Source organism: Xanthomonas sp. F1 (assembly GCF_014199855.1).
The window spans coordinates 187,056-212,952 of the sequence record NZ_JACHOK010000006.1; the positions used below are offsets into that span (position 1 = coordinate 187,056).

The window sequence follows — 25,897 nt, forward strand, 5'->3', positions numbered from 1 at the left end:
ACTTCGTCGGTGCCCGTACCTCACCCCAACCCCTCTCCCGATGGGAGAGGGGCTTTCAGAAGAGCCCTCTTCATGAACATCCAACCCAACGGCTACATGTCCGGCTTCGGCAACGAATTCGCCACCGAGGCGGTGCCCGGTGCGTTGCCGGTCGGGCAGAACTCGCCGCAGCGCGTGGCCCACGGGCTGTACGCCGAGCAGTTGTCGGGCACCGCGTTCACCGCGCCGCGCGGCGTCAACCGCCGCAGCTGGCTGTACCGCATCCGCCCGGCGGTGATGCACGGCGGCTTCGCCGCCTACGACCGCGCCGGCGCGTTCCACAACGACTTCCAGCGTGGCCCGGTGCCGCCGGACCAGTTGCGCTGGAGCCCGCTGCCGCTGCCGGAGACGCCGGTGGACTTCGTCGATGGCCTGTACGCCATGGCCGGCAACGGCTCGGCCGAGGCGCAGCATGGCGTGGCGGTGCACCTGTATGCAGCCAACGCCTCGATGCAGGGCCGCTTCTTCTACGACGCCGATGCGGAACTGCTGTTGGTCCCGCAGCTCGGCCAACTGCGCCTGTGCACCGAACTGGGCACGCTGGAGGTCGCACCGCAGGAGATCGCGGTGATCCCGCGCGGCGTGCGCTTCCGCGTGGAACTGCCCGACGGCCCCGCGCGCGGCTACGTGTGCGAGAACTTCGGCGGCCTGCTGCGGCTGCCGGACCTGGGGCCGATCGGCGCCAACGGCCTGGCCAACCCGCGCGACTTCCTGACCCCGGTGGCCGCCTACGAGGAGGACGAGGGCGACTTCGAGCTGATCGCCAAGTTCCAGGGCCATCTGTGGCGCGCGCCGATCGGGCATTCGCCGCTGGACGTGGTCGCCTGGCACGGCAACTACGCGCCGTACAAGTACGACCTGCGCCGCTTCAACACCATTGGCTCGATCAGTTTCGACCATCCCGATCCGAGCATCTTCACCGTGCTGACCGCGCCCAGCGACACGCCCGGCACCGCCAACATGGATTTCGCGATCTTCCCGCCGCGCTGGCTGGTGGCGCAGCACACCTTCCGGCCGCCGTGGTTCCACCGCAACGTGGCCAGCGAATTCATGGGCCTGGTGCATGGCGTCTACGACGCCAAGGCCGACGGTTTCGCCCCGGGCGGTGCGTCGCTGCACAACTGCATGAGCGGGCACGGCCCGGATGCGGCCACCTTCGACAAGGCCTCGCAGGCCGATCTGTCGCGGCCGGACGTCATCGCCGACACCATGGCCTTCATGTTCGAGACGCGCGCGGTGCTGCGCCCGACCGCGCAGGCGCTGGACGCCGCGCATCGCCAGCGCGACTACCAGCAGTGCTGGCAGGGCCTGCGCCGGCATTTCCGAGCTCCCTGAGCGGGCGCCGGCGCGGCCGCGTCGTTCGGGCTGGTGCAGGGGCTGCCGCTGCCGCTGCCACGGACGACGGCGCTGCCGCTCAGGCGGCCTCCGCCGCGACCGCCAGCGCGCCGTGCAGCGATGCCGGCAGGATCTCCAGCACGCGCTCGTGGATGCGCTGCGCGTAGCGCTCGGAGGTCATCTCCGGCATGGTCCGCAGCGCCAGCGCGATCGCGCGCAGGGTGTCCTGCTCTTCGCGCGCGGCACGCAGCTGCAGCTGCAGCGCCGGCGAGGCCGGATGCCGCTGCAGTTGCAGCAGGTCCAGCAGGTACATGCGTGCATTGAGCAGGGCGCGCCGCGGGTCGGCCGGCGGTGGTGGCGCGCTCGCGGCCACCGTTGCGGCGGCGACGCTGCGGCCGTCGTCCAGGTAGCCCTGCTCCAGCAGCCCCTGCACGATCGCATCGGCACCGCGGCCGCCCAGCGTGGCCAGCTCCTCGATGCTGCGCTGGCCGTCGGCCAGGATCAGCACGCGTCGCTGGCGCATGTCCAGCGGCGCATCGTGCGATTGCAGTGCCGCAAGGGCGAGGGCGGTCTTGCGCGGATGCATGGCGGCGGGGTCGGTAGGCGCGCAGCGTGGCGCAGCGCGGTGAAATGCCGATGACAGGTGCGATGCGCTGGCGTGTCGGTGCCGCCAGCCGCCTTGCCCTCGGCTTGGTCGAATGCCTGGTCCGGGGCGCTGTGCTGAGCCGCGCCTGCTCGGCAGCGCGTCGCCGCTGCCGTGCCGTGCAGGGCGAGGGCATGCACGCTAGCCTATGCGCTGGTCCAGCGAGGAAGTGCGATGAAGCCGATTCAACCAGGCGTGGCGGTGTTGCTGCTCGCGCTCGCCGCCTGCGACCGGCAGCCGGCCGCGCCGCCGGCCGCGCCTCCCACACCGTCCGTGCCGGCTCCGGCGCCGGCTCCGGCGCCCACCGCGGCCGACGACGGCGGCTTGCCGCCGCCGGAGATCGACCAGCCCGACGGCGACGTGCCGCCGGCGCAGGCGCCGGCCTCGGCGCTGCCACCGGAACTGGCCGCGGGCGATCGGCAACTGGCGCGCATCGACGGCTACGGCGATCTGCGCCTTGGCATGTCCGCGGCGCAGGCGCGTGCGGCCTGGGGCGGGGAACTCGACGGCCAGCCCAGCGCCGGCAGCAGCTGCTACGTGCTGCGTCCGCGCTGGGCCAAGGGCAACCAGCAGTTCGGCCTGATGGTCGAAGACGACAAGCTGGTGCGCTACGACGTGCGCACCGCCAAGGAGACCGCGCCCGGCGGCGGCAAGGTCGGCATGGACCTGGCGCACCTGCGCGCGCTGTACGCCGGCCGCGTGGAAGAGCAACCGCACAAGTACGTCGAAGGCGCCAAGATGCTGCGCGTGCGCGGAGAGTCCGGCCAGCCTGGCGTGCTGGTGTTCGAGACCGACGCGGCCGGCAAGGCCGTCGCCTGGCGCGTGGGCCTGCCGCCGCAGGTGGATTACGTGGAGGGCTGTGGCTGAGGCGCGGGGATTGGGGAGTCGGGATTGGGGATTGGTAAAAGCGGCTCTATCGAGCGCTTGAGGCACAGCGGATCACGCCAGTCCTAACGCCGTACGGATGCCCGCTTTTGCGAATCCCCAATCCCTAATGCCGAATTCCCGCCGCAAGCTGCCGCCGCTCGCGCCGGCGTGCGCGGCGGGCGTACCAGCGTTCGCGCAGGCAGGAGAAGATCACGTACAAGGCCGGGGTGCTGAGCAGGGTCAGGCTCTGCGAGATCAGCAGGCCGCCGATCATCGCGATGCCGAGCGGGCGGCGCAGTTCCGAGCCTTCGCCCAGGCCCACCGCCAGCGGCACCGCGGCCAGGATCGCCACCATGGTGGTCATCATGATCGGGCGGAAGCGCACGATGCAGGCTTCGCGCGCGGCCTCCAGCGGGGTCTTGCCATGCTCGCGCTCGGCGACCAGGGCGAAGTCGATCATCATGATCGCGTTCTTCTTGACGATGCCGATCAACAGCACCAGCGCGATCATCGAGATCACCGACAACTCGGTGCCGGTGACCCACAGCGCCAGCAGCGCGCCCATGCCCGCGGCCGGCAGGGTGGAGAGGATGGTCACCGGGTGCACCAGGCTCTCGTAGAGCATGCCCAGCACGATGTAGACCACCACGATCGCCGCCAGCACCAGCACCAGCATCGAGTTCGGCTGCAACTGCACGCCGAAACCGCCGCCGTCGGCGATGCGGATATCGCCGGGCATGCGCAGTCCGGCCACCGTGGTGGCGATGATCGCATCGCCCTCGCCGGTACTCACGCCTGGCGCCAGGTTGTAGCTCAGGTCCATGGTCGTGTACTGGTTCATGTGGGTGATCTGCGACGGCGCCAACCCCGGTACCTGATGGGCGACCGCGGTCAGCGGGATCATCGTGCCGTTGCGGGTAGGCACGTAGATGCGGTCCAGTGCCGCCGGCGTGGCGGTCTGGTCCGGCAGCGCGTTGACCACCACGCTGTACTGGTTGAGGTCGGAGTAGATGGTGGAGATCTGGCGCTGGCCGAACGCGCCGTACAGCGCACCGTCGATGGCGCCGACCGACACGCCCAGGCGCGCGGCCAGGGCGCGGTCGATGACGATGTTCTGGCGCAGGCCGGCATTGTCCACGTCGGTGCCGACATCGCGCAGCTTGGGGTTCTGCTTCAGCGCGGCCTGCAGCTTGGGCAGCCACTCCTGCAACTGCGCGTTGTCGTTGCCCTGCAGCGAGACGCGGTACTGCGCGCCCTGGCTGGTGCCGCCACCGCCGTCGCTGGGCAGGTCCTGGATCGCGCGCAGGCGCAACTGCAGGTCCGGGTAGCGGTCGGCCTTGGCGCTGAGCCGCGCCAGCACCTGCGCGGTGGTGTCGGTCCGGCCTTCGTCGCGGCGCTTGAGTTCGATGTTGAAGCTGGCGCTGGAGCCCTGGCGGCTGCTGCCCAGGCGCGCGCCGACGATCTTCACCGCCGGGTCGGACATCAGCATGTCGGTGATGCGGCGCTGGCGGCTGACCATGTCGGCGAAGGACACGGTGGCGCTGGAGGTGGCGCGGCCCCAGATCAGGCCGGTGTCCTGCGCCGGGAACGAACCTTTCTTGACCGCGCCGGCCAGGAACACCGTCGCCGCGATCAGCAGCAGCGGGGTCAGCGCCAGCAGCAGCGCGTGGCGCAGGGAGAAATCCAGGGCCACGGTGTACACGCGCAGCATGCGTTCGTGCATGCGCTCCAGCCAGGCGCCGAAGCGGCCGGGCCGTTCCGGCTCGGCGTGCGCGGACAGGAAGCGGCTGCACAGCGCCGGGGTCAGCGTGAGCGAGACCACCGCCGAGACGCAGATCGCCGCGACCAGGGTGACGGTGAACTCGCGGAAGAACACCCCGATCATGCCGCTGGCGAACAGGATCGGAATGAACACCGCCACCAGCGAGGCGGTGATCGAGACGATGGTGAAGCCGATCTCGCGCGCGCCGGCCAGCGCCGCATCCAGCCGCGACATGCCCTCGTCGAGGTGGCGCATGATGTTCTCGATGACCACGATCGCATCGTCGACGACGAAGCCGATCGCGATCACCAGCGCCAGCAGGCTCAGGTTGTTGAGGGTGAAGCCCATCACGTGCATCGCCAGCGCCGCGCCGGCCAGCGACAGCGGCACGGTGGCCGCGGCGATCAGCGTGGGCGCCAGCCGGCGCAGGAACAGCGCCATGGTCAGCACCACCATCGCCAGGCTGATCATCAGCGTGGCCTGCACCTCGTTGAGCGAGGCGCGGATGGTCGGGGTACGGTCGAAGTACGCCGTCATCCTGGTGCCCGGTTGCAGATAGGTGCGCAGCATCGGGATCTCGGCCTTGACCCGGTCCACGGTCTCCACGATGTTGGCGCCGGCGCGGGTGAACACGTACATCACCACTGCCGGCTTGCCGCCGAACCAGGCCGCCTGGTAGGCGTCCTGCTGGCCGTCGTAGACGTTGGCGATGTCGCGCAGGCGCACCGTGCGGCCCTGCTGCTGGCTGATCACCACCTGGCCGAAGTCGGCGGCCTTGGCCACCGCATCGTTGGCGACGATGGCGGTGGTGGTGGCGCCGTCGCTGAGGAAGCCGGTGGGCGAGGTGACGTTGGCCGCGCGCACCGCATTGCGCAGGTCGTCCGGGGTCAGGCCCATGGCGTTGAGCGCACGCAGGTTCACGTCCACCCGCACCGCTGGCGTGGAAGCGCCGCCGATGTCCACCGAGGCCACGCCGGTGATCTGGCGCAGGCGCTGCGCCAGCAGCGAATCGGCGACGTTGTACAGCTCGTCGGCCGATTGCGTGTCCGAGGTCAGGGCGATGGCGATGACCGGGTCGTCGTTGGGATTGGCCTTCTGGTAGCGCGGCGTGGCCAGGCCGGAGGGCAGGTCGGCCTGCGCGGCATTGATCGCGGTCTGCACGTCCTGCGCCGCCGAATCGATGTTGCGGCTGCTCTGGAACACCATGAACACCTGGCTGTTCCCCTCCGAGCTGGAGGAGCGCATGGTGTCGATGCCGGGCACCTGGCCCAGGTGCCGCTCCAGCGGCGCGGTGACCGTGGCGGCCATGGTCGAGGCATCGGCGCCGGCCTGGCTGGCCTGCACGAAGATCACCGGGATCGAGATGTTCGGCAGCGCCGCCACGCCCAGGCGCAGGTAGCACATCATGCCGATCACGAACAGGCCGATGGCCAGCAGCGCGGTGCCGATGGGGCGGCGGATGAAGGGCGCGGAGATGTTCATGGGGCCGGGACCAGGAGAACCGGGACCCGGGACTCGGGACCCGGGGCCCGTGTGAATTGGTCGCTTTGTTGTTCAGTGGCAAGCGCGGAGGCATCGCTGTTTTGCGGGCGGGCGCGGAGCCCGCTTTGCGGGTCCCGGGTCCCGGGTCCCGAGTCCCGGCTTCTCAACCCCCTCATGCCGGCCGCTCCATCGACACCCGCGCCGCACGCTGCTCGCGCCAGCTGCGCACACGCTCGGAAGCGCGTTCCATGTACAGGTAGATCACCGGCGTGGTGTACAGGGTGACCAGTTGCGACAGCAGCAGGCCGCCGACGATGGAGATGCCCAGCGGCCGGCGCAACTCCGAGCCGATGCCGTCGCCCAGCGCCAGCGGCAGCGCGCCGAGCATCGCCGCGGCGGTGGTCATCATGATCGGGCGGAAGCGCAGCAGGCAGGCGCGGCGGATCGCGTCGTGGGCACTGGCGCCCTCGCGGCGCGCGTCGATCGCGAAGTCGATCATCATGATCGCGTTCTTCTTGACGATGCCGATCAGCAGCACGATGCCGACGATGCCGTCCACCGACAGGCTCAGCCCGCACAGCATCAGCGCCAGCAGCGCGCCGACGCCGGCCGGCGGCAGCGTGGAGATGATCGTCAGCGGGTGGATGTAGCTCTCGTATAGCACGCCCAGCACGATGTAGATCAGCACCACCGAGGCCAGCAGCAGCCACACCACGTCGGTCTGGCTGCCGGTGAACTCGGCGGCCTTGCCGATGAACTCGGCATGCAGCTGCGGCGGCAGTTGCAGCTGCGCGCGGGTTTCCTCGATCGCCGCCACCGCCTGCGACAGCGAGTAGCCCTGCGCCAGGTTGAACGACACGGTCACCGCCGGCAGCTGCTGCTGGTGGCTGACCACCAGCGGCGTGGTCGACTGCTTGGCCTCCGCCACCGCCGCCAGCGGCACGGTGCCGCCGCTGCCGACGGTGATGCCGGTGTTCTGCGCGCCGATGCCGGTGGCGGTGGAGGAGTTGCTGGAGGTGGTCTGGCCGAAGCTGGTGGCGTTGCTGGCGGTCAGCGCGCCGCTGCCGTTGCTGGCCACCGCCAACTGGTTGAGCAGCGCGGTGCTGGTGCGGAACTCCGGCGCCACTTCCAGCACCACGCGGTACTGGTTGAGCTGGGTGAAGATGGTGGAGATCTGGCGCTGGCCGAAGGCGTCGTACAGCGTGTCGTCGATGGTCTGCATCGGCACGCCGAGGGTGCTGGCCTTCTCGCGGTCCACGTGCAGTTCCAGGGCACGGCCCTGGTTGGCCAGATTGTTGTCCACGTCGGCCAGTTCCGGGCGCTGGCGCAGCGCCTCGGTCAGGCGCGTGGCCTGGGTCGCCAGCTCGGCGCTATCCACGTCCGAGAGCGAGTACTGGTACTCGGTGGCGGCCACGCGGGTGTCCAGGGTCACGTCCTGCACCGGCTTCAGGTACAGCGCCACGCCGGGCAGCCCGGCCACCGCCTTCTGCAGCCGCGGCATCACCTCTTCCAGGCTGTCGCGGTCGCTGCGCGCCTTCAGCACGATGCTGAGCTGGCCCTGGTTGAGGGTGGGGTTCATCGAGCCGGCGCCGATGAAGGCGGCCACGCCGGTCACCGCCGGGTCGCGTCGCAGCGCCTCGGCCACCGCCTGGGTGCGCTGCTCCATCTGCGGGAACGCCACGTTCTGGTCGGCCTGGACCACGCCGGTGATCAGCCCGGTGTCCTGCTCGGGCAGCAGGCCCTTGGGGATCACCACGTACAGCAGCACGGTCAGCACCATGGTCGCCAGCGCCACCAGCAGGGTCAGCTTCTGGTGGCCCAGCACCCAGTCCAGGCTGCGCTCGTACACGCCCACGGTGCGCGACCACAGTGTGGTCTTGCCGGCCGCCGCGGTGCGTTCGTGCGCGTCCTCGCCCTCGGGCAGGGCGTCGGGCTTGAGCAGGTAGGCGCACATCATCGGGGTGAGCGTCAGCGACACCAGCATCGAGATCACCACCGCGATGCTCAGCACCCAGGCGAACTCGTGGAACAGGCGGCCGGTGACGCCGGGCATCAGGATCAGCGGCAGGAACACCGCCACCAGCGACACGGTCAGCGACAGCACGGTGAAGCCGATCTGGCGTGCGCCGATCTCCGCCGCCTCGCGACCGCTCTTGCCCTGTTCGATGTAGCGCACGATGTTCTCGATCATCACGATCGCATCGTCGACCACGAAGCCGGTGGCCACCACCAGCGCCATCAGCGACAGGTTGTCCAGCGACATGCCGGCGAAGGCCATCACCGCGAAGGTGCCGGCCAGCGACAGCGGCACCGCCACCGACGGGATCACCGTGGCCCACAGCCGGCGCAGGAACACGAAGATCACCGCCACCACCAGGCCGATGGTCAGGATCAGGGTGAACTTGACCTCGTGCACCGAGGCGCGGATGGTCTCGGTGCGGTCGGAGAACACGTCCAGGTGCACGCCGGCCGGCAACACGCCCTGCAGCTGCGGCAGGATCGCGCGGATCTGCTCCACCGTCTGCACGATGTTGGCGCCGGGCTGGCGGCGCACTTCCAGCAGCACCGCCGGCTTGCCGTCGGCCCAGGCGGCGAGCTGGTCGTTCTCCACCCCGTCCACCACCTTGGCCACGTCCGACAGCCGCACCGGCGCGCCGTTCTTGTAGCTGATCACGGTGTCGCGGTACTCGGCCGCGCTGGACAGCTGGTCGTTGGTGCCGATGCTGTAGGACTGGGTCTTGCCGTTGAGCGAGCCCTTCGGTGCGTTGACGTTGGTCTGGGTGAGGGCGCTGCGCAGCGCCTCCATGGTCAGGCCCATGTTCGACAGCTGCGCCGGATTGACCTGGATGCGCACCGCCGGGCGCACGTTGCCGGCGATCGACACCAGGCCCACGCCCGGCACCTGCGACAGGCGCTGGGCCAGGATCGAGTCGGCGTAGTTGTTGACGTCGCGCAGCGGCAGCGTGTCGGAACTGAGCTTGAGGGTGAGGATCGCCGCGTCGGCCGGGTTCACCCGGTTGTAGACCGGCTGGTAGGGCAGCGACGAGGGCAGGGTGGCCTGGCGGATCGCCGCCTGCACGTCCTGCGCGGCGATGTCGATGTCGCGGTCCATCGCGAACTGCAGCACGATGGTGGACAGGCCCGCCGACGAGTCGGAGGTCATCATTTGCAGCCCGGAGATCTGCCCGAGCTGCCGTTCCAGCGGCGTGGTCACCAGCGAGGCCATGGTGCTGGCGTTGGCGCCGGGGTACTGCGTGGTCACCACCAGGCTGGGCGCGTCGATTTCCGGCAGCGCCGACACCGGCAACTGCCGGTAGCCGAGGATGCCGAGCAGCAGCACGCCTGCCATCAGCAAGGTGGTGGCGATCGGGCGGCGGATGAAGATCGTCGAAAAGCCCACGGGGAAGATCCTTGCTGGTGAGAGTCCGGCGCGGCCAGGCCGGCGCCGGGAAAGACGGCGGAATCAGCGGCGGCCGTGGTCCTGCACCGCGACCGCGACGCGGGCGGGCCGGGACGCCACCGCCTGCAGGCGACCGGCTGCGTGCCGGCCACACGGGCGCTGCACGGCCGCCGTCGCCTGCTGGCGCAGCGCGCTCAGCGCGGCCCGCCGCCGCCGCGGCGCCCACCGCTGCGCTGCTGCTGCTTGCCTTCGGCGGCCTTCAGCTCGGCCTCGGTCGGCTCCGGCGGCGCCTCGCCCGGCTTCAGCGCGGTCACCTTGGTGCCGGGCTTGAGCCGGAACTGGCCTTCGGTGACCACCCGCTCGCCGGCCTTCAGGCCTTCGGTCAGTTGCACATGGCTGTCGCCCACTTCCGCGCCCTGCTTGACCGTCTGCATCTTGACCGTGTTGTCGGCCTGCACCACGTACACGTAGTCGCCGTTGGGGCCGCGCTGCACCGCCTGGGTCGGCACCACCACGCCGTCGGCCACGGTGCGCAGGGTCAGGCGTACGTTGACGAACTGGCCCGGCCACAACGCGCGGTCGTCGTTCGGGAATACCGCGCGGACCTTGAAGGTGCCGGTGTCGGCACTGATCTGGTTGTCGATCACGTCGACCTGGCCGTCGCTGGCGATCGGATGCGCATCGGTGCGGTCCAGCGCGGCCACCGGCAACGGCGCCGTGGCCTGCGCCTGGCGCACGTCCTGCAGCTGGATCTCGGGCAGGTTGAAGGTCACGTAGATCGGGTGCACCTGGGTGATGGTGACGATGGTGCTGCTGGTGCTGACGATGTTGCCCACGTCCACCCCGCGGATGCCGGCGATGCCGTCGCTGGGGGCGAGGATGCGGGTGTACTGCAGTTGCACCTGCGCCGCGCGCATCTGCGCGTCGTTGGCGGCGACCGCCGCCTCGTACTGCGCCACCTGGTTGCGCTGGGTGTCCAGGTCGGTCTTGGCCACGTACTGGCGGTAGGCTGGCGAGTCGGAGCGCTGGAAGGTGGAGCGCGCGGTGGCCAGCAGCGCCTGGTTTTGGCGCTTGCTCGCCGCGGCCTGGTCGTAGCTGGCCTGCAGCGAACGCGGGTCGATCTGCGCCAGCAGTTCGCCCTTCTTCACTTCCTGGCCTTCGCGGAAGTTCAGGCTCATCAGCTGTCCGCCGACCTGCGGGCTGACGGTGACGGTGCTCAGCGCGGTCACCGTGCCGGTGGCGGTGGCATAGATCGGGACCGTCTGGCTGGTCGCGGCGACCACCGTCACCGGCACCGGCGTGTTGTCGCCATCCTCGCCCATGCCGTCGCCGGCACCGCCGCCCTTGTGATGCCCGCCGCCACGCATGAAGCGCGTGCCCACCACCACCACGGCCACCGCTGCGAGGATCAGCAGCGCAATTTTCCAGAAACGCGACATCCGGGGAAACTCCTGTGGCGAGGCGGGGTGGAGGGCCCTCCCGCAGTGGCTGGTGACGAGCGAGGAAGCATATCGCCGGCGCGTTGCGATTGGACCATGACTGAAGGGACAGAGCCGCGCGTGTGCGGGGCCGATCACACGGTCTCGCAACGCACCGGGGCCGCATCGGTTGACACGGATTCGCAAGGGTTTTTTCCCCGCAGCGGGATCCACCGGGTCCCCTGCCAGGCCGCCGATGCACTACATTGACTGAACGCCCGTTGCGTCCCGACCTGGAGCCTTGCCATGCCGCGCCTGTCCCGCCTGCTGTCCGCGATGCTGTTCGCCGTCCCCGCCCTGGCCTGGGCGCAGAGCGCCGAGCGCCCGGAGGTGACCGCCGCCGCGGCCAAGCTGCAGGCCAAGGTGGTGGAGTGGCGGCGCGACTTCCACCAGCACCCGGAGCTGTCCAACCGCGAGGAGCGCACCGCCGCCAAGGTCGCCGAGCGGCTGCGCGCGCTGGGCCTGAAGCCGCAGACCGGCATCGCCCACCACGGCGTGGTGGCGATCGTCAAAGGCGCGCTGCCGGGACCGAAGATCGCCCTGCGCGCGGACATGGACGCGCTGCCGGTGACCGAGCAGACCGGCCTGCCGTTCGCCTCCAAGGCCACCGCCGAGTACCGCGGCGAAACCGTGGGGGTGATGCACGCCTGCGGCCACGACGCGCACACCGCGATCCTGCTCGGCGTCGCCGAGGCCCTGGTGGCGATGCGCGCGCAGTTGCCGGGCGAGGTCATGCTGGTGTTCCAGCCCTCGGAGGAGGGCGCGCCGGGCAACGAGGAAGGCGGTGCCTCGCTGATGCTCAAGGAAGGCCTGTTCCGCGACTTCAAGCCGCAGGCGATGTTCGGCCTGCACGTGTTCTCCAGCGTCCAGGCCGGAAAGATCGCCGTGCGCGGCGGCCCGCTGATGGCCGCCTCGGACCGCTTCAGCATCAAGGTGATCGGCCGCCAGACCCACGGCTCGGCACCATGGAACGGCATCGACCCGATCGTGACCAGCGCCGACCTGATCGGCGCCGCGCAGACGGTGATCAGTCGCCGCGCCAACCTGTCCAAGCAGCCGGCGGTGCTCAGCTTCGGCGCGATCAAGGGCGGCATCCGCTACAACATCATTCCCGACGACGTGGAGATGGTCGGCACCATCCGCACCTTCGACGAGGGCATGCGCCAGCAGATCTTCGCCGACCTCAGGACCGTGGCCGAACACACCGCCGCCGCCCATGGCGCCAAGGCCGAAGCGCACGTGCCCGACCAGGACGGCAACCCGGCCACGATCAACGACCCGGCGCTGACCGCGCGCATGCTGCCCAGCCTGCAGGCGGTGGTCGGCGCCGGCAACGTCTACGAACCGCCGCTGCAGATGGGCGCGGAGGATTTCTCGTTCTACGCGCAGCAGGTGCCGTCGATGTTCTTCTTCGTCGGCGCCACCGCCCCCGGCATCGACCCGGCGACCGCGCCCAGCAACCACTCGCCGCAGTTCCTGCTCGACGAGACCGCCCTGGATGTCGGCCTGCGGGCGATGCTGGAGGTGACGTTGGACTACTTGAAGCAGTGATTGGGGAGTAGGGATTGGGGATTCGTCAGAGCGGTGCTGTATCGACCTGGACAGAATCGCTCATAGGTCCGGCATGGATGGACATCCGTAGGAGCGGTTTCAGCCACGACGGGCCTTACCGGGAAGGCTGTCGCGGCTGAAGCCACTCCTACAACAGCCGCACTCAATCGCCCTTGCAGGAGCGACTTCAGTCGCGACGCATGCAACCCTGAGGCGCTGCTTGGGCAGCGGTTGGGGACGATCCCTCCCCACCCCCATCGCGCCTGCTGCGCGCCCTGCAGCTGTAGGAGCGGCTTCAGCCGCGACGGGCCTTTCCCATTGAAGCCTCGGCGGACCGAAAGAAGAGCAAGAGCCGCAGCCACAAGCGCCAGCCTGGGCACCGCACACTGTGGGAGCGGCTTCAGTCGCGACGCGCGAAGCACCGAACCGACGCAAGCACCTCGACACAAGCAAGCCCGTTTTGCTTCTGCCAATCCCGAATCCCCACTCCCCGCCCCATACACCTCCCAGCCAGACCCCGGCCGCTACACTGACGGCATGAACACCCCCCAGGATTCCAGCCTCGGCCGCGAGGTCGCCTACCCGTCGCAGTACGATCCCGCGCTGCTGTTTCCCATCCCGCGCGCCGCGGCGCGTACCGAGATCGGCCTCGACCCCGCGGCGCTGCCGTTCTTCGGCCTGGACCGCTGGCATGCCTACGAACTGAGCTGGCTCGATGCGCAGGGCAAGCCCTGTGTCGCCACCGCGACCCTGCAGGTGCCGTGCGCCTCGCCCAACCTGATCGAATCCAAGTCGCTCAAGCTCTATCTCAACTCGCTCAATGCGATGCGCTTCAACAGCGCCGAGGCGCTGCGCAGTTGCATCGTCACCGACCTGTCGGCGCGCGCCGGTGCCGACGTGGCGATGGAATTCGGGCTGCCGCCGATGGATACGGTGGGCGAGGGCGAGTCGCTGGATGCGCTGGACATCGCCATCGACTGCTACGGTCCGCCGCGTCCGGACTTCCTGTCCGCCGCCGATGGCGACGTGGTCGAGGAAACCCTCACCAGCGCCTTGCTCAAGTCCAACTGCCCGGTCACCGGCCAGCCGGACTGGGCCTCGCTGCACGTGCGCTACCGCGGTGGCCGCATCGATCGTGAAGGCCTGCTGCGCTACCTGATCAGCTTCCGCGAGCACGCTGGTTTCCACGAGCAGTGCGTCGAGCGCATCTTCCACGACCTGATGACGCGCTGCCGCCCGCAGTCGCTGCAGGTGGAGGCGCGCTACACCCGCCGCGGCGGCCTGGACATCAATCCCTGGCGCGCCACCGCGGACGTGGCCGAGCCGCTGAGCTTCCTGCGCGATCTGCGCCAGTAGGGAATCTCTAAAACCTCGATTGCAAAATCAGCCGCGACGCGCGGCATCGTCGGTGCGTCCGACCGCACTGCGGTCGGAACCGAAGTCCCTCCCACAAGGAGCGACCCCGAAGAGCAGCGCTGCCGTCGACACCTGCACGGGAGACCGGGGCTCGCCCGGTAGTCGCCCAGACAGGCGCGCCGATATCGCGATGGTGCGGTGCCGTCAGCGTGCGTGGTTCTTCGCCTGCGATCGGCGGTTGCAGCGTGCTCGAAACGCCGGGGCCGCGCGCATGTCCCGACGGTTCGAACGATGTCCATGTCGCCGCGTTCGATGCGTGCGGCACGCTGAACCGCAGTTGCGCAGTTCACGGCCGGGCGATCCTTTTTTAACAAATCCTGTGACACCGTGGTCGCGTCCCATCACGCACGGAGCCACGCGATGAACAGCGACAAGCGCGCCGATTTCTCGGCGGTCACCGCCAAGGTGGACACCACTGCCGACGTCGTGCAAAAGGCGGATTTCTCTGCCGTACAGAGCAAGGTCGACAGCACGGCCGAGCAGGTCCAGCAGGTGTACATAGTCAAGCCCGGCGATTCGCTGTCCAAGATCGCCAAGTTGCATTACGGCGACGGCAACGCCTGGACGCGCATCTTCGAGGCCAACCGCGATGTGCTCGTCGACCCCGACAAGATCTACCCCGGTCAGACGCTCAAGCTGCCTGCCGGCGCCTGACGCGTCCAGTGCCACTCTCGCCATTTCGACAGGAGTCCCGTCCCGATGAAAACCCGCTCGATGTCCTCGTTCTCGCCGTTGCTGATCGCCTTGGTCGGCACCCTCGCGCTGGCCGGCTGCAAGAAGCAGGAGCAGCAGCAGACCGTGTCGCCCGATCCTACGTCGTCCGCGCCGACCGAGCAGATGCCGGGTCCGGCTGCCGCACCGGCGGAGCAGCAGGCGCCAGCGGCAGCCGGCGCCAATGCCGTGAACGTCGCTGCCGTGGCCGTCGGCAACACCGCGGCGGCGGACAAATCGGTCGCACCGCTGACCACGCTCGCCAGCAAGGACAAGATCATCGTCTCGGTGAAGACCGAGGGCTCGGCCACCAATGCCAATGTTGGCGCCAAGCTGGTGTTCCAGGATGGTCAGACCGCCGGCGAGCGCACCGAAACGCTCAACACCAGCGGCGCCGACACCACCAATTTCGAGTTCACCAATCCCAAGGGCTGGCCGGCCGGCCAGTACAAGGCCGAGGTCACCGTGAACGGCCAGGCGGCGGGCACGCCGCAGACGTTCGAGGTGAAGTGATCCAGGGCTGAGCCCCGGTCACGGGTCGTACGTGCCGCCTCTCTCCCGGTACGTACGACACGCTGGCGCAGCCGCGAGGCTGCGCCTTTTTTGTGCGCTCTGATGGGGGTCGAGCGCTTGTGTCGTGGTTGGACTGGCTCCTTGTGGGAGGGACTTCAATCCCGACGCGATACGGTTGATCGCGAGGTTTGGGCTTGGACACAGATCCCTTGATTCTCAATTCGCTCAGCGCTTTCCGGCCGCCGGCGACAGGTGCGCGTCCAGCAGTTCGAGGAAGGTGCATTTGTGGTGGTAACGCTGGCGCAGGCGGTCGCAATAAGCGACGAAACCTGCCGCGTCGCCCAGGGTATGGCACAGCCGCTGCCGCGTCTGCAGCAGGTCGATCGCCGTCAGGTAGCTCCGGGGGTTGGTCTGCGTGATGGCGGTTTCGATCAAGCTGTCGCAGATGGTCAAGGCTGTGGCTGGCTCGAGCGGCTCGGCCTGCGGCAGCAGGCAGTCGAGGGTGCCGTGGGCAAGGGTGTGCAGGTGGTCTCGCGCCAGATCCAGAGCGCGTTGCGCCTGCCCTTCGGCGAGCAGCAGGACGATGCGCAGGTCGCGCGCGTTGGCCGGGTTGCGGGAGGTGCCGCCATCCAGCGCCTGCAGGGCGCGTTCGCGCCATTGTTCCCAGCACCCGAGCGTTTGCGCCGCGTCGCGCAGGGCCAGATACGTCTCCTCGAACGGCTGCAGGAAGTAGGCGTTCCAGCGCAGTTGCAGTGCGTCCTCGGGAAAACCCTCGCGCATGTAAGCGTCCGCGAGCGCGGCGAGCAGATGTGGTTGGTCAGGATGGGCCTTGACGCCGCGTTCGAGCCATTCGATGGCCTGCCGCGCGCGGCCGTGTTCGGCGCAGCGCCGCGCCATCTCCAGGTAGCTCCAGCTGCTGCTGCAGCGCTGGGCGAACCAGTCCAGCATGCGCTGCACGTCGCCGCCGCAGTGCGCGATCTCTTCGAGCAGCGCTTCGGCGGCCACGCGCACGCTGTGGTCACGCGCATCGGCGTCGCCCAGCGCATGCAGGGTGTGGTGTTCCAGGGAGGCGATACCCGAAGGACCCAGCAGCGTGGCGTAGTCGCGCAGCGGCAGCAGCAGGCCCCACTGATCGCGCATGCGCAGGTCGAACAGGCGCTTCGCCAGATTGCGCGGATTGGCGCTGCGCACGAACTGCGGATGCAACTGCGCCAGCGCGCGCAGGCGCTCGCCGATGCGGCCGCTTGAATCGTCGCTGTCCGCGTAGATCGCCAGCAGACGGTTGAAGGCGTATTCGTGCAGGTCGAGGGCGGCCTCCGGGTCGCGTTGCCGGGCCTGTTCGAGCAGGGTGTTGAGTGGGTGCAGGCGTCTGGCGTAGTCGATGCTGTCGTAGTCGTGCCTGAAGCGCTTGCGCCCGATCAGCGACGACACTGCCTTGCGCCAGTCCTGGGGCGACGCACTGGCCAGTTGTGCCTGGCTCAGGAGCCGCTCGTGCAACGCCGGGTCGTATGCGGCGGCGTCCAGCAGCAGTGCTTGCAGCATCTGTGGCGTCTGTTCGGACAGCCATTGCCGCAGCCTCTGTTCCGAGGCGTGCATTGGCGTTGCGCCGTTGCCAGACGGCGCGCAATCATCGGTAGCCTTGCGTGCCCAGACCAGCGCAGTCGCCACCTGGTGCTTGCAGAACTCCCCCCGCATGCCGATCGGGCAGTCGCATTCCCCGTGCAGAGTGTCGTCGCGCCACTGAAGACGCACGCGGTAGACCTCGCTGCCGGCGACATCGGCTTCCACGGTATGCCTGGTCGCGGCGAGCAGGATCACGCGCTCGTCCTCGGCATAGGCGAGGCCGCGTTGGTAGTGGCCGATTTCGGTGATCGCCAGCAGCATGCGCCGATCGATCCGTGCGGGTGAGAAGGCGGTCATCGGCGCATTTTAGAACCGCTGCGCCGAGCATGATGCGCCCCGCGCTTTGCCCGCAGCCGGCAGACACGCGACAATGGACGGCCGATGTCCCGCCGTTTGGCGGCATCGCGAAACCTACAAGAAACAATACGCCGCCGTACTGTCGGTGCTGCCTATTTCCCCTGCCAGAGGTCATCCGTCGCGTCATGTCGAATACGCCCAAGATCCTGTACACGCTCACCGATGAAGCCCCGTACCTGGCGACGCAGTCGCTGCTGCCGATCGTCGCCGCATTCGCCGGCACCGCCGGCATCGCCGTGGAAACCCGCGACATTTCGCTGGCCGGCCGCCTGATCTCGCAGTTCCCCGAGTACTTGCGCGAGGACCAGCGCATTGCCGACGACCTGGCCGAGCTGGGCCAGCTGGCGACCACGCCCGAAGCCAACATCATCAAGCTGCCCAACATCAGCGCCTCGGTGCCGCAGCTCAAGGCCGCGATCAAGGAACTGCAGCAGCAGGGCTATGCGCTGCCGGACTACGTGGACGAGCCGAAGGACGAAAAAGAAAAGGACGCCAAGGCGCGCTACGACAAGGTCAAGGGCAGCGCGGTCAATCCGGTGCTGCGCGAGGGCAATTCCGATCGCCGCGCCCCGGCCTCGGTGAAGAACTACGCGCGCAAGCATCCGCACCGCATGGGCGCGTGGAGCGCCGAGTCCAAGTCGCATGTGGCGCACATGGACGCCGGTGATTTCTACGGCAGCGAGCGCTCGGCGCTGATTGCGCAGGCCGGCAACGTCAAGATCGAGCTGGTCGGCAAGGACGGCACGGTGGCGGTGCTGAAGGAGAGGACCGCGGTGCAGGCCGGCGAGATCATCGACGCGGCGGTGATGAGCAAGCGCGCGCTGGCCGCCTTCGTGCAGGCGCAGATCGCCGATGCCAAGCAGCAGGGCGTGCTGTTCTCGCTGCACCTGAAGGCGACGATGATGAAGGTCTCCGACCCCATCATGTTCGGCGTGGTGGTCGAGGCGTTCTACCGCGACGTGCTGGACAAGCATGCCGCCACGCTCAAGCAGGTGGGCTTCGATGCAAACAACGGCATCGGCGATCTGTACGCGCGCATTGCCAGCCTGCCGGAGGCGCAGCGTGCGCCGATCGAGGCCGACCTGCAGGCGCTGTACGCGCAGCGTCCCGCGCTGGCGATGGTCAATTCCGACAAGGGCATCACCAACCTGCACGTGCCCAGCGACGTGATCGTCGATGCGTCGATGCCGGCGATGATCCGCGACTCCGGCAAGATGTGGAACGCCGAGGGCAAGCTGCAGGACACCAAGGCGGTGATCCCCGACCGCTGCTACGCCGGCGTGTACCAGGCGGTGATCGAGGACTGCAAGCTGCACGGTGCGTTCGACCCGGCGACCATGGGCAGCGTGCCCAACGTCGGACTCATGGCGCAGAAGGCCGAGGAATACGGTTCCCACGACAAGACCTTCCAGATCGCCACCGACGGCACCGTGCGCGTCACCGATGCCGGCGGCACGGTGCTGCTGGAGCATGCGGTGGAAGCCGGCGACATCTGGCGCATGTGCCAGACCAAGGACGCGCCGATCCAGGACTGGGTCAAGCTGGCGGTCGAGCGCGCGCGCCTGAGCGCCACCCCGGCGGTGTTCTGGCTGGATCCGCAGCGCGCCCACGATGCACTGATGATCCAGAAGGTGGAGCGCTACCTGCAGGATCACGACCTCAACGGCCTGGACATCCGCATCCTGCCGCCGGTAGAGGCCACCGCGTTCTCGCTGCAGCGCATCCGCAAGGGCGAGGACACCATCTCGGTCACCGGCAACGTGCTGCGCGACTACCTCACCGACCTGTTCCCGATCATGGAGCTGGGCACCAGCGCCAAGATGCTGTCGATCGTGCCGCTAATGGCCGGCGGCGGCCTGTTCGAGACCGGCGCCGGCGGCTCGGCGCCCAAGCACGTGCAGCAGTTCGTCGAAGAGAACTACCTGCGCTGGGATTCGCTGGGCGAGTTCCTGGCCCTGGCCGCCTCGCTGGAGCATCTGGGCCAGCGCCACCACAACGCCGCCATCGGCGTGCTGGCGCGCACCCTGGACCAAGCCAACGGCCAGTTCCTGGACAACGACAAGTCGCCCTCGCGCAAGGTCGGCGGGCTGGACAACCGCGGCAGCCACTTCTACCTGGCCCTGTACTGGGCGCAGGCACTGGCCGCGCAGGACGAGGACGCCACGCTGAAGGCGCGCTTCGCCCCCCTGGCCAAGCAACTGACCGAACAGGAAGCGACCATCGTCGCCGAGCTCAACGGCGTGCAGGGCCAGCCGGTCGACATCCAGGGCTATTACCGCCCGAACCTGGAGCTGATCGGCAAGGCGATGCGGCCGAGCAAGACGCTCAACGACGCGCTGGCGACGTTGAATGCCTGATCGCTCGGACTGGATGTGACGCAAGGGCCGCCCTTCGGGGCGGCCCTTTGTGTTTGGGCGGCGAGGATGCGCGTTCGGTCGGACAGCGTCGTCGATGCGCGCGGCGGCCCGGCCTGGGTACACTGCGGGCATGCCGTCCACGCCGCTGCCGCTGCCGTCCGAACGCCGTGCCCAGGTCATCGGCCGCATCGTCTTCGAGGCGTTCGAGGACTACCACGCGCGCTTCGCGCAGATTTCTTCGCGTGCGCGCCAGCGCTTCGAGGCGCGCGACTGGAGCGCGGCGCGCGAGGATGCGATCGAGCGCATCGCCCTGTACGACCAGTGCATCGCCGAGTGCATGCTGCGCCTGCGCGCGGTGCTGCTCGGCCAGGCGCACGACCGCGCGCTGTGGATCCGTGCGCGCGACCACTATGCCGAACTGATCGCCGCGCTGATCGACCAGGAGCTGTACAAGACCTTCTACAACACCCTGACCCGGCGCTTCTTCCGCACCCAGGGCGTGGATGCGCAGATCGAGTTCGTCGCGCTGGACATCGAGCCCACCGACGCCATCACCCATCCGGTGGCGCGGCACAACTACGTGGTGTCCGAGGCACGGCCGGTGGATGCGTTCGTGCGCGTGCTCGGCGACTACCGGTTCGACGTGCCGTACGCGCACCGCACGCGCTGCGCGGCGGCCATCGCGGTGCGGCTGCAGGACGATCTGGCCCACTGGGGCGAGAACCCGGTGCGCGGCATCGAACTGCTGGAGACGGTGTTCTACCGCGAGCGCCGCGCCTACCTGATCGGTCGTGTGTTCGGCGAGCACCGCTTCTCGCCGTGCGTGATCGCCCTGGTCAACGACGAGCAGGGCCTGCGCGCCGAAGCGGTGCTGACCAGGCGCAACGACGTGGCGCAATTGTTCGGCATCTCGCGCAGCTATTTCCAGGCCGACCTGGCCACCGTCGGCGATGCCGTGGTGTTCCTGCGCAGCCTGCTGCCGCACAAGCCGATCGACGAGCTGTACACCATGCTCGGCCGCGCCAAGCAGGGCAAGACCGAGCGCTTCCGCACCTTCTTCCGGCATTTCCAGGCGCATCCCAACGAACAGCTGGTGCACGCCGAGGGCACGCCGGGCATGGTCATGGCGGTGTTCACCCTGCCCAGCTATCCGCTGGTGTTCAAGCTGATCCGCGATCGCTTCGCCTATCCCAAGACGATGAGCCGCGAGGAGGTCGAAGAGAAGTACGCGTTGGTGTTCAACCTCGATCGCGTCGGTCGCCTGCTCGACGCGCAGCCGTACCGCTCGCTGCGCTTCCCGCGTGCGCGCTTTGCGCCGGCGCTGCTGCAGGAACTGATGGAGGGCTGCGCGCGCAGCCTGCGCGAGGACGGCGACGACCTGATCGTCGAGCTGTGCTACGTGCAGCGGCGCCTGCGCCCGCTGAACCTGTACCTGCGCGAGCAGGGCGCCGAGGCCGCGCGCGAGGCCGCGCTGGACTACGCGCAGGCGATCAAGGACATGGCCCGCAACAACATCTTCCCCGGCGACATGCTGCTGAAGAACTTCGGCGTGTCGCGACAGGGCCGCGCGGTGTTCTACGACTACGACGAGTTGTGTCTTGTCACCGACTGCACCTTCCGCGACTGGCCGCAGCCGCGCAACGAGGAAGAGGCGATGTCCGCCGAACCCTGGTTCCACGTCGCCCCGCGCGACGTGTTCCCGGCGCGCTTCGCGATGTTCATGGGCCTGCCGGCCGCCTCGCTGGAGGCGGTGCGTCACGCGCACGGCGAGCTATTCGATCCGCAGTGGTGGCGCGACCTGCAGACGCGGCTGCGCGAGGACGACTATCCGGACGCGCCGCCTTACCCGGATGCGCTGCGCCTGGCCTGAGTTGCCGCCCGGCCGACAGTGCGCTGTAATCGGCGCCTCATCTCAAGCAAGGACTGCGCGATGCACCGTCGATCCCTCCGTTCGTGGTGGCGCTGGAGCGCCATGGTCTCGCTGCTGCTGGCGTTCGCCGCCGTGGCTGCCGACGGGGTCGGACCTGGCGCGGTACGCAAGCAGATCGAAAGCAGCATGCTGGTGAGCGGCACCATCGACATCGAGCCCAGCGGCAAGGTGTCGGCGCTGGCGCTGGATCGGCAGGAGCGCCTGCCCAAGGGCGTGGTCGACTTCGTCCGCAGCAGCGTGATGCAGTGGACGTTCGCGCCGGGCATGCGCGATGGCAAGCCGGTGCCGGCGCGCGCGCCGATGACCCTGCGCCTGATCGCCAAGCGCCTGCAGGGCGACGACTACCAGGTCGAGATCCGCGGCGCCGATTTCAGCCACTACGATCCCAAGGATCGCAGCGTGGTCACTTCGATTCAGATGAAGCCGCCGGCCTATCCGGAAGCGGCCTACAGCGTGGGTGCCGCGGGCTCGGCGTACCTGGTGCTCAAGGTGGGCCGCGATGGCCGCGTCGCCGATGCCGCGGTGGAGCAGGTCAACCTGCGCGTGGTGGCGTCCGAGCGGCAGATGCAGCAATTGCGCGACGTGCTGGGCAAGAGCGCGCTCGGCGCGGCCCGCAAATGGACCTTCCGCACGCCGAGCGAAGGCAAGGACGTGGAGGCGCCTTACTGGACCGTGCGCGTGCCGGTGGACTACGCGCTGCGCGACGATATTCCCCAGGGCGCGCCATCGTCCTATGGCCGCTGGACCAGTTACGTGCCCGGCCCGCGCCAGCGCGCGCCCTGGATCACCGGCGAGGACGCGACCGGCTTCTCGCCGGACCTGTTGCCGGCCGGTGGCGTGTACATGGCCGACGGCGCCGGCCCGCGCCTGCTGACGCCGCTGCAGGGCAGCTGAGCTTCGAAGGCGTACGCCTGACCGCAGCGACGGCCAGGGTGCCCGCGTCGGCGGCTGGCCGACGCTAGCGCGCCGCGCGGCGATCGCCGTTGCGGCGCCGGGTCGAGGCGACCAGCACCGCCAGCAACAGCCCGGCCAACAGCAGCGACGCGCCCACGGTGCCCAGATCCAGGCCGCCTTTGCCGGCCGGCTTGCTCAGCAGATCGCCGAGCGTGGCGCCGAACGGTCGGGTCAGCACGAACGCCGCCCAGAACAGCGCCGTGCGCGAGACCCCCGTGAATGCGTAGGCCAGGGCGATCGCCGCCAGCAGCGCCGCGATCAGCAGCGCGCCGCCGGCGAAGCCCAGCCCCGAACTGTCGGCCAGGTAATCGCCCAGCGCGGTGCCCAGCGTGTTCGAGACCAGGATCGCCAGCCAGTAGAAGACCTCGGCGCGGCCGCTGCCGATCCGTTCGACCGACAGGCTGCGTTCGCACAGCCACCAGCTCGACAGCACCGCGGCCAGCAGGCTGACCAGCAGCAGCGCGCCCTGCGCGTAGCCCAGGCCCAGGCTGCGGTCCATGTAGTCCGACAGCGTGGTGCCGGCGGTGCTGGTGGTCAGGATCACCCACCAGTACCGCCACGGCTGGAACTGCCGCGCGCGCAGCTGCGCCCACAGCGAAACCAGGAACACCGCGAGCAGCAGCACGCTGCTCAGCGCATAGCCGACGTCCAGGGTCATCGACAGCAGATCGCCGCCGGTTTCGCCCAGGGTGGTGGCGCAGATCTTCATCACCCAGAAGCCGAGGGTGACCGGGGCGACCTTGCTGATGGCGGGAGTGGCATTGGCTGGCATGGCGACGGACGCAGCGGAGCGAATGGCGCCCATCTCACCCGCGCCCACGTCGAAAGACCGTCGGACCCTGTGTCAGTGAAGCGCAGGCAGCCCAGCGCCGCCGCCACAAACGCGAACGCCCCGCCGAGGCGGGGCGTTGCGGTCGAATCAGCGCCTGGACTCAGCGCTTCATCGAACCGAAGAACTCGTCGTTGGACTTGGTGTTCTTCATCTTGTCCAGCAGGAACTCCATCGCCGCGATCTCGTCCATCGGATGCAGCAGCTTGCGCAGGATCCAGATCTTCTGCAGCAGTTCCGGCTCGATCAGCAGGTCCTCGCGGCGGGTGCCGGAGCGGTTGATGTCGATCGCCGGATAGACGCGCTTCTCGGCGATACGGCGGTTCAGGTGCACTTCGCTGTTGCCGGTGCCCTTGAACTCTTCGTAGATCACCTCGTCCATCTTGCTGCCGGTCTCCACCAGCGCAGTGGCGATGATGGTCAGCGAGCCGCCTTCCTCGACGTTGCGCGCCGCGCCGAAGAAGCGCTTCGGGCGATGCAGGGCGTTGGCGTCGACGCCGCCGCTGAGCACCTTGCCGGAGGACGGCACCACGTTGTTGTAGGCGCGAGCCAGGCGGGTGATCGAGTCGAGCAGGATCACCACGTCCTTCTTGTGCTCGACCAGGCGCTTGGCGCGCTCGATCACCATTTCGGCGACCTGCACGTGGCGCGCGGCCGGCTCGTCGAAGGTCGAGGAGATGACCTCGCCGCGCACGGTGCGCTGCATTTCGGTCACTTCTTCCGGGCGCTCGTCGATCAGCAGCACGATCAGGTGCACGTCCGGATGGTTGGTGGTGATCGCCGTGGCCACCTGCTGCATCAGCATGGTCTTGCCGGCCTTGGGCGGGGACACGATCAGCGCGCGCTGACCCTTGCCCTGCGGCGCCATCAGGTCGAGGATGCGGCCGGAGATGTCTTCCGAGGAGCCGTTGCCGCGCTCCAGGGTGAAGCGCTTGCGCGGGAACAGCGCGGTCAGGTTCTCGAACAAGACCTTGTTCTTGCTCGCTTCCAGCGGCTCGCCGTTGATGGTGTCGACGATCGACAGCGCGAAGTAGCGCTCGCCGTCCTTCGGGAAGCGGATGCGGCCGGACAGGTGGTCGCCGGTGCGCAGGTTGAAGCGGCGGATCTGGCTGGGCGAGATGTAGGTATCGTCCGGGCCGGCCAGGTAGCTGGCTTCGGCCGCGCGCAGGAAGCCGAAGCCGTCCGGCAGGATTTCCAGCACGCCGTCGGCGGCGACGCCTTCGCCGTGGCGGGTCAGCACCTTCAGCAGGGCGAAGATCACGTCCTGCTTGCGCGCGCGGGCCACGCCGTCCTGGATGTTGAGCTGCTCGGCGATGTCCAGCAGCTTCTGCGCCGGCATCTTCTTCAGGTCGCTCAGCGAGTAGATCGGGAAGCCTTCCGGCACGCTGGCGTGCGGGCGCGGCACGAACGGTTCGTTGCCGCCGTTGTCGCTGGGCAGGCCGTTGTCCTGGAAGCGGTCGCCGCCGCGCTGGTTGCGGTCGCGGTCGCGGCGATTGCGGAAGCGATCGCGGCGGTTGCCCTGCTGGTTGTTCTGGTTGTTCTGGTTCTGATTGTTGAAGCGGTTGTTGTTGCCGCCGTCGCGCGGCTCACGGCCTTCGCGCGGCTCGCCGCCTTCGGACGCCTGGCCGCTGCCGCCCTGGTGGGCCGGCGCGTCGCCGCCGCCGTGGGGCTGGCCGCCGCTCGCGGCCGGGGCCGGGGCCGACTCCGGCGCTGCGGCGCGCGGCGCTTCGGCCTGGGCGGGCGCGGGATTCAGCGGCAAGTTCGGCTGCGCCGGCGCGCCGTGCTCGGCGGCGCCTTCCGCGCCGCTCGCGGCCTTGCTGACGCGCGGCTTGCGCACGCGCTTCTCGGCGGGGGCGTCGGCGCTCCCGGGTTCGGACATGGTGTGATCGGACAAGTGGTGTTCCTCGCTAAGAGTGCGAGCGCCCAGCGTGGGGGCATACGGGGTTGGGAGGAGGTCTGGGAGAGAATCTTCCAGAGGGGGTGCGGTGTGCGAATGCCACCGGATGCATCGACACTATCACCGCCACGCAAGCACGGCAAGCAGGCGTTCGTGGGCGATTCAGCCGCCGGCGATGCAGCGCCGGCCTGGGTGCCGCGGCGCCGCCCCGGTTGCGGAGCGGACGCCGGCAGCGGGCGTCAGGCGGCGCTGCCGCCCAGGGTCTTGTCGATCATCTGGGTCAGCTGGCCCTTGCCGACCGCGCCGATCTGGGTGGCCTGGATCTGGCCGTTCTTGAACAGCAGCAGCATCGGGATCGAGCGCACGTGGTACTTGATCGCGGTGGCGCGGTTCTCGTCCACGTTGACCTTGGCGACCTTCAGGCGGCCGTCGTAGGCGTCGGCGAGGTCGTCCAGCACCGGCGCGATCATCTTGCACGGGCCGCACCACTCGGCCCAGAAGTCCACCAGGACCGGCTCGTCGGACTGCAGCACCGTGGCATCGAAATCGGCGTCGCCGACGTAAAGGACCTTGTCGCTCACTTTGGGGGTTCTCCTGGGCCAATGCGACTGGCCGGACCGGGTGGCCGCCGCATTGCGGTAAACTGGGGCATTGCGCGGCGAACTCAAGGGATTCCCCCTGTCGCGCGACCCGGCATGGAAGACGCCAGTGTGCGACGCTGCCGGGACCGATGCAAGCCGCGACCTTACGCTT

Annotated in this window: 17 protein-coding genes; 9 read left to right on the plus strand and 8 right to left on the minus strand. The window is 69.0% G+C overall.

Annotated elements, in window-relative coordinates; genetic code table 11:
- The first annotated feature begins 72 nt into the window (after window positions 1-72).
- Window positions 73-1,374 carry a homogentisate 1,2-dioxygenase gene (hmgA, locus tag GGR71_RS14610; RefSeq protein WP_160957895.1) on the plus strand — a complete coding sequence of 434 codons (1,302 nt, stop codon included), beginning with the start codon at window positions 73-75 and terminating at the stop codon, window positions 1,372-1,374.
- Between the two features lie 79 nt (window positions 1,375-1,453).
- Here hmgA and GGR71_RS14615 read toward each other — a convergent pair whose 3' ends face one another.
- A complete protein-coding gene (locus GGR71_RS14615; RefSeq protein ID WP_160957620.1) occupies window positions 1,454-1,960 on the minus strand; it encodes a hypothetical protein in 507 nt (168 codons plus the stop codon).
- Window positions 1,961-2,191: 231 nt separating this feature from the next.
- On the opposite strand from GGR71_RS14615, the gene GGR71_RS14620 reads away from it, so the two are divergent.
- Window positions 2,192-2,884 carry a lectin gene (locus GGR71_RS14620; protein ID WP_237474247.1) on the plus strand — a complete coding sequence of 231 codons (693 nt, stop codon included), beginning with the start codon at window positions 2,192-2,194 and terminating at the stop codon, window positions 2,882-2,884.
- Between the two features lie 124 nt (window positions 2,885-3,008).
- Here GGR71_RS14620 and GGR71_RS14625 read toward each other — a convergent pair whose 3' ends face one another.
- The 3 genes from GGR71_RS14625 to GGR71_RS14635 form a co-directional block, all read right to left on the minus strand.
- Window positions 3,009-6,128, minus strand: a complete 3,120-nt coding sequence (locus GGR71_RS14625; RefSeq protein WP_160957619.1) for an efflux RND transporter permease subunit — start codon at window positions 6,126-6,128, stop codon at window positions 3,009-3,011.
- Window positions 6,129-6,300: 172 nt separating this feature from the next.
- A complete protein-coding gene (locus GGR71_RS14630) occupies window positions 6,301-9,528 on the minus strand; it encodes an efflux RND transporter permease subunit (protein WP_160957618.1) in 3,228 nt (1,075 codons plus the stop codon).
- 194 nt (window positions 9,529-9,722) lie between these two features.
- Complete coding sequence (locus GGR71_RS14635) at window positions 9,723-10,967, minus strand: efflux RND transporter periplasmic adaptor subunit (protein ID WP_160957617.1); 1,245 nt, start codon at window positions 10,965-10,967, stop codon at window positions 9,723-9,725.
- 285 nt (window positions 10,968-11,252) lie between these two features.
- Between GGR71_RS14635 and GGR71_RS14640 the strand changes: the two genes are divergently transcribed.
- The 4 genes from GGR71_RS14640 (at window position 11,253) to GGR71_RS14655 (ending at window position 15,197) form a co-directional block, all read left to right on the plus strand.
- A complete protein-coding gene (locus tag GGR71_RS14640) occupies window positions 11,253-12,557 on the plus strand; it encodes a M20 family metallopeptidase (RefSeq protein WP_160957616.1) in 1,305 nt (434 codons plus the stop codon).
- A 537-nt stretch (window positions 12,558-13,094) separates the two neighbouring features.
- Window positions 13,095-13,913, plus strand: a complete 819-nt coding sequence (queF, locus tag GGR71_RS14645) for an NADPH-dependent 7-cyano-7-deazaguanine reductase QueF (RefSeq protein ID WP_184452070.1) — start codon at window positions 13,095-13,097, stop codon at window positions 13,911-13,913.
- 420 nt (window positions 13,914-14,333) lie between these two features.
- Window positions 14,334-14,627 (plus strand): LysM peptidoglycan-binding domain-containing protein, encoded by a 294-nt coding sequence (locus tag GGR71_RS14650; RefSeq protein ID WP_160957614.1) that lies wholly within the window; start codon window positions 14,334-14,336, stop codon window positions 14,625-14,627.
- Window positions 14,628-14,672: 45 nt separating this feature from the next.
- Entirely contained in the window at window positions 14,673-15,197 is a 525-nt protein-coding gene (locus GGR71_RS14655; RefSeq protein WP_160957613.1) for a hypothetical protein, read from the plus strand.
- Between the two features lie 225 nt (window positions 15,198-15,422).
- Here GGR71_RS14655 and GGR71_RS14660 read toward each other — a convergent pair whose 3' ends face one another.
- Window positions 15,423-17,117, minus strand: coding sequence for an SWIM zinc finger family protein (locus GGR71_RS14660; protein WP_160957612.1), 1,695 nt, complete (start codon window positions 17,115-17,117; stop codon window positions 15,423-15,425).
- Between the two features lie 185 nt (window positions 17,118-17,302).
- Between GGR71_RS14660 and GGR71_RS14665 the strand changes: the two genes are divergently transcribed.
- From GGR71_RS14665 to GGR71_RS14675, 3 genes are all read left to right on the plus strand, one after another.
- The gene (locus GGR71_RS14665; protein WP_160957611.1) at window positions 17,303-19,534 is read left to right on the plus strand and encodes an NADP-dependent isocitrate dehydrogenase; all 2,232 of its coding nucleotides are present in this window, start codon (window positions 17,303-17,305) and stop codon (window positions 19,532-19,534) included.
- A 130-nt stretch (window positions 19,535-19,664) separates the two neighbouring features.
- On the plus strand, window positions 19,665-21,404 hold the full coding sequence (gene aceK / locus GGR71_RS14670; RefSeq protein ID WP_160957610.1) for a bifunctional isocitrate dehydrogenase kinase/phosphatase: 1,740 nt from the start codon (window positions 19,665-19,667) through the stop codon (window positions 21,402-21,404).
- Between the two features lie 60 nt (window positions 21,405-21,464).
- A complete protein-coding gene (locus GGR71_RS14675; RefSeq protein WP_237474246.1) occupies window positions 21,465-22,358 on the plus strand; it encodes an energy transducer TonB in 894 nt (297 codons plus the stop codon).
- A 64-nt stretch (window positions 22,359-22,422) separates the two neighbouring features.
- Here the strand turns inward: GGR71_RS14675 and GGR71_RS14680 are convergent, their stop codons facing one another.
- From GGR71_RS14680 to trxA, 3 genes are all read right to left on the minus strand, one after another.
- A complete protein-coding gene (locus tag GGR71_RS14680) occupies window positions 22,423-23,223 on the minus strand; it encodes a COG4705 family protein (RefSeq protein WP_160957609.1) in 801 nt (266 codons plus the stop codon).
- A 127-nt stretch (window positions 23,224-23,350) separates the two neighbouring features.
- Window positions 23,351-25,141: a transcription termination factor Rho gene (rho, locus tag GGR71_RS14685; protein ID WP_160957608.1), complete on the minus strand. Its 1,791-nt coding sequence runs from the start codon at window positions 25,139-25,141 to the stop codon at window positions 23,351-23,353.
- Between the two features lie 242 nt (window positions 25,142-25,383).
- On the minus strand, window positions 25,384-25,725 hold the full coding sequence (trxA, locus tag GGR71_RS14690) for a thioredoxin TrxA (protein ID WP_017908556.1): 342 nt from the start codon (window positions 25,723-25,725) through the stop codon (window positions 25,384-25,386).
- Window positions 25,726-25,897 lie beyond the last annotated feature (172 nt).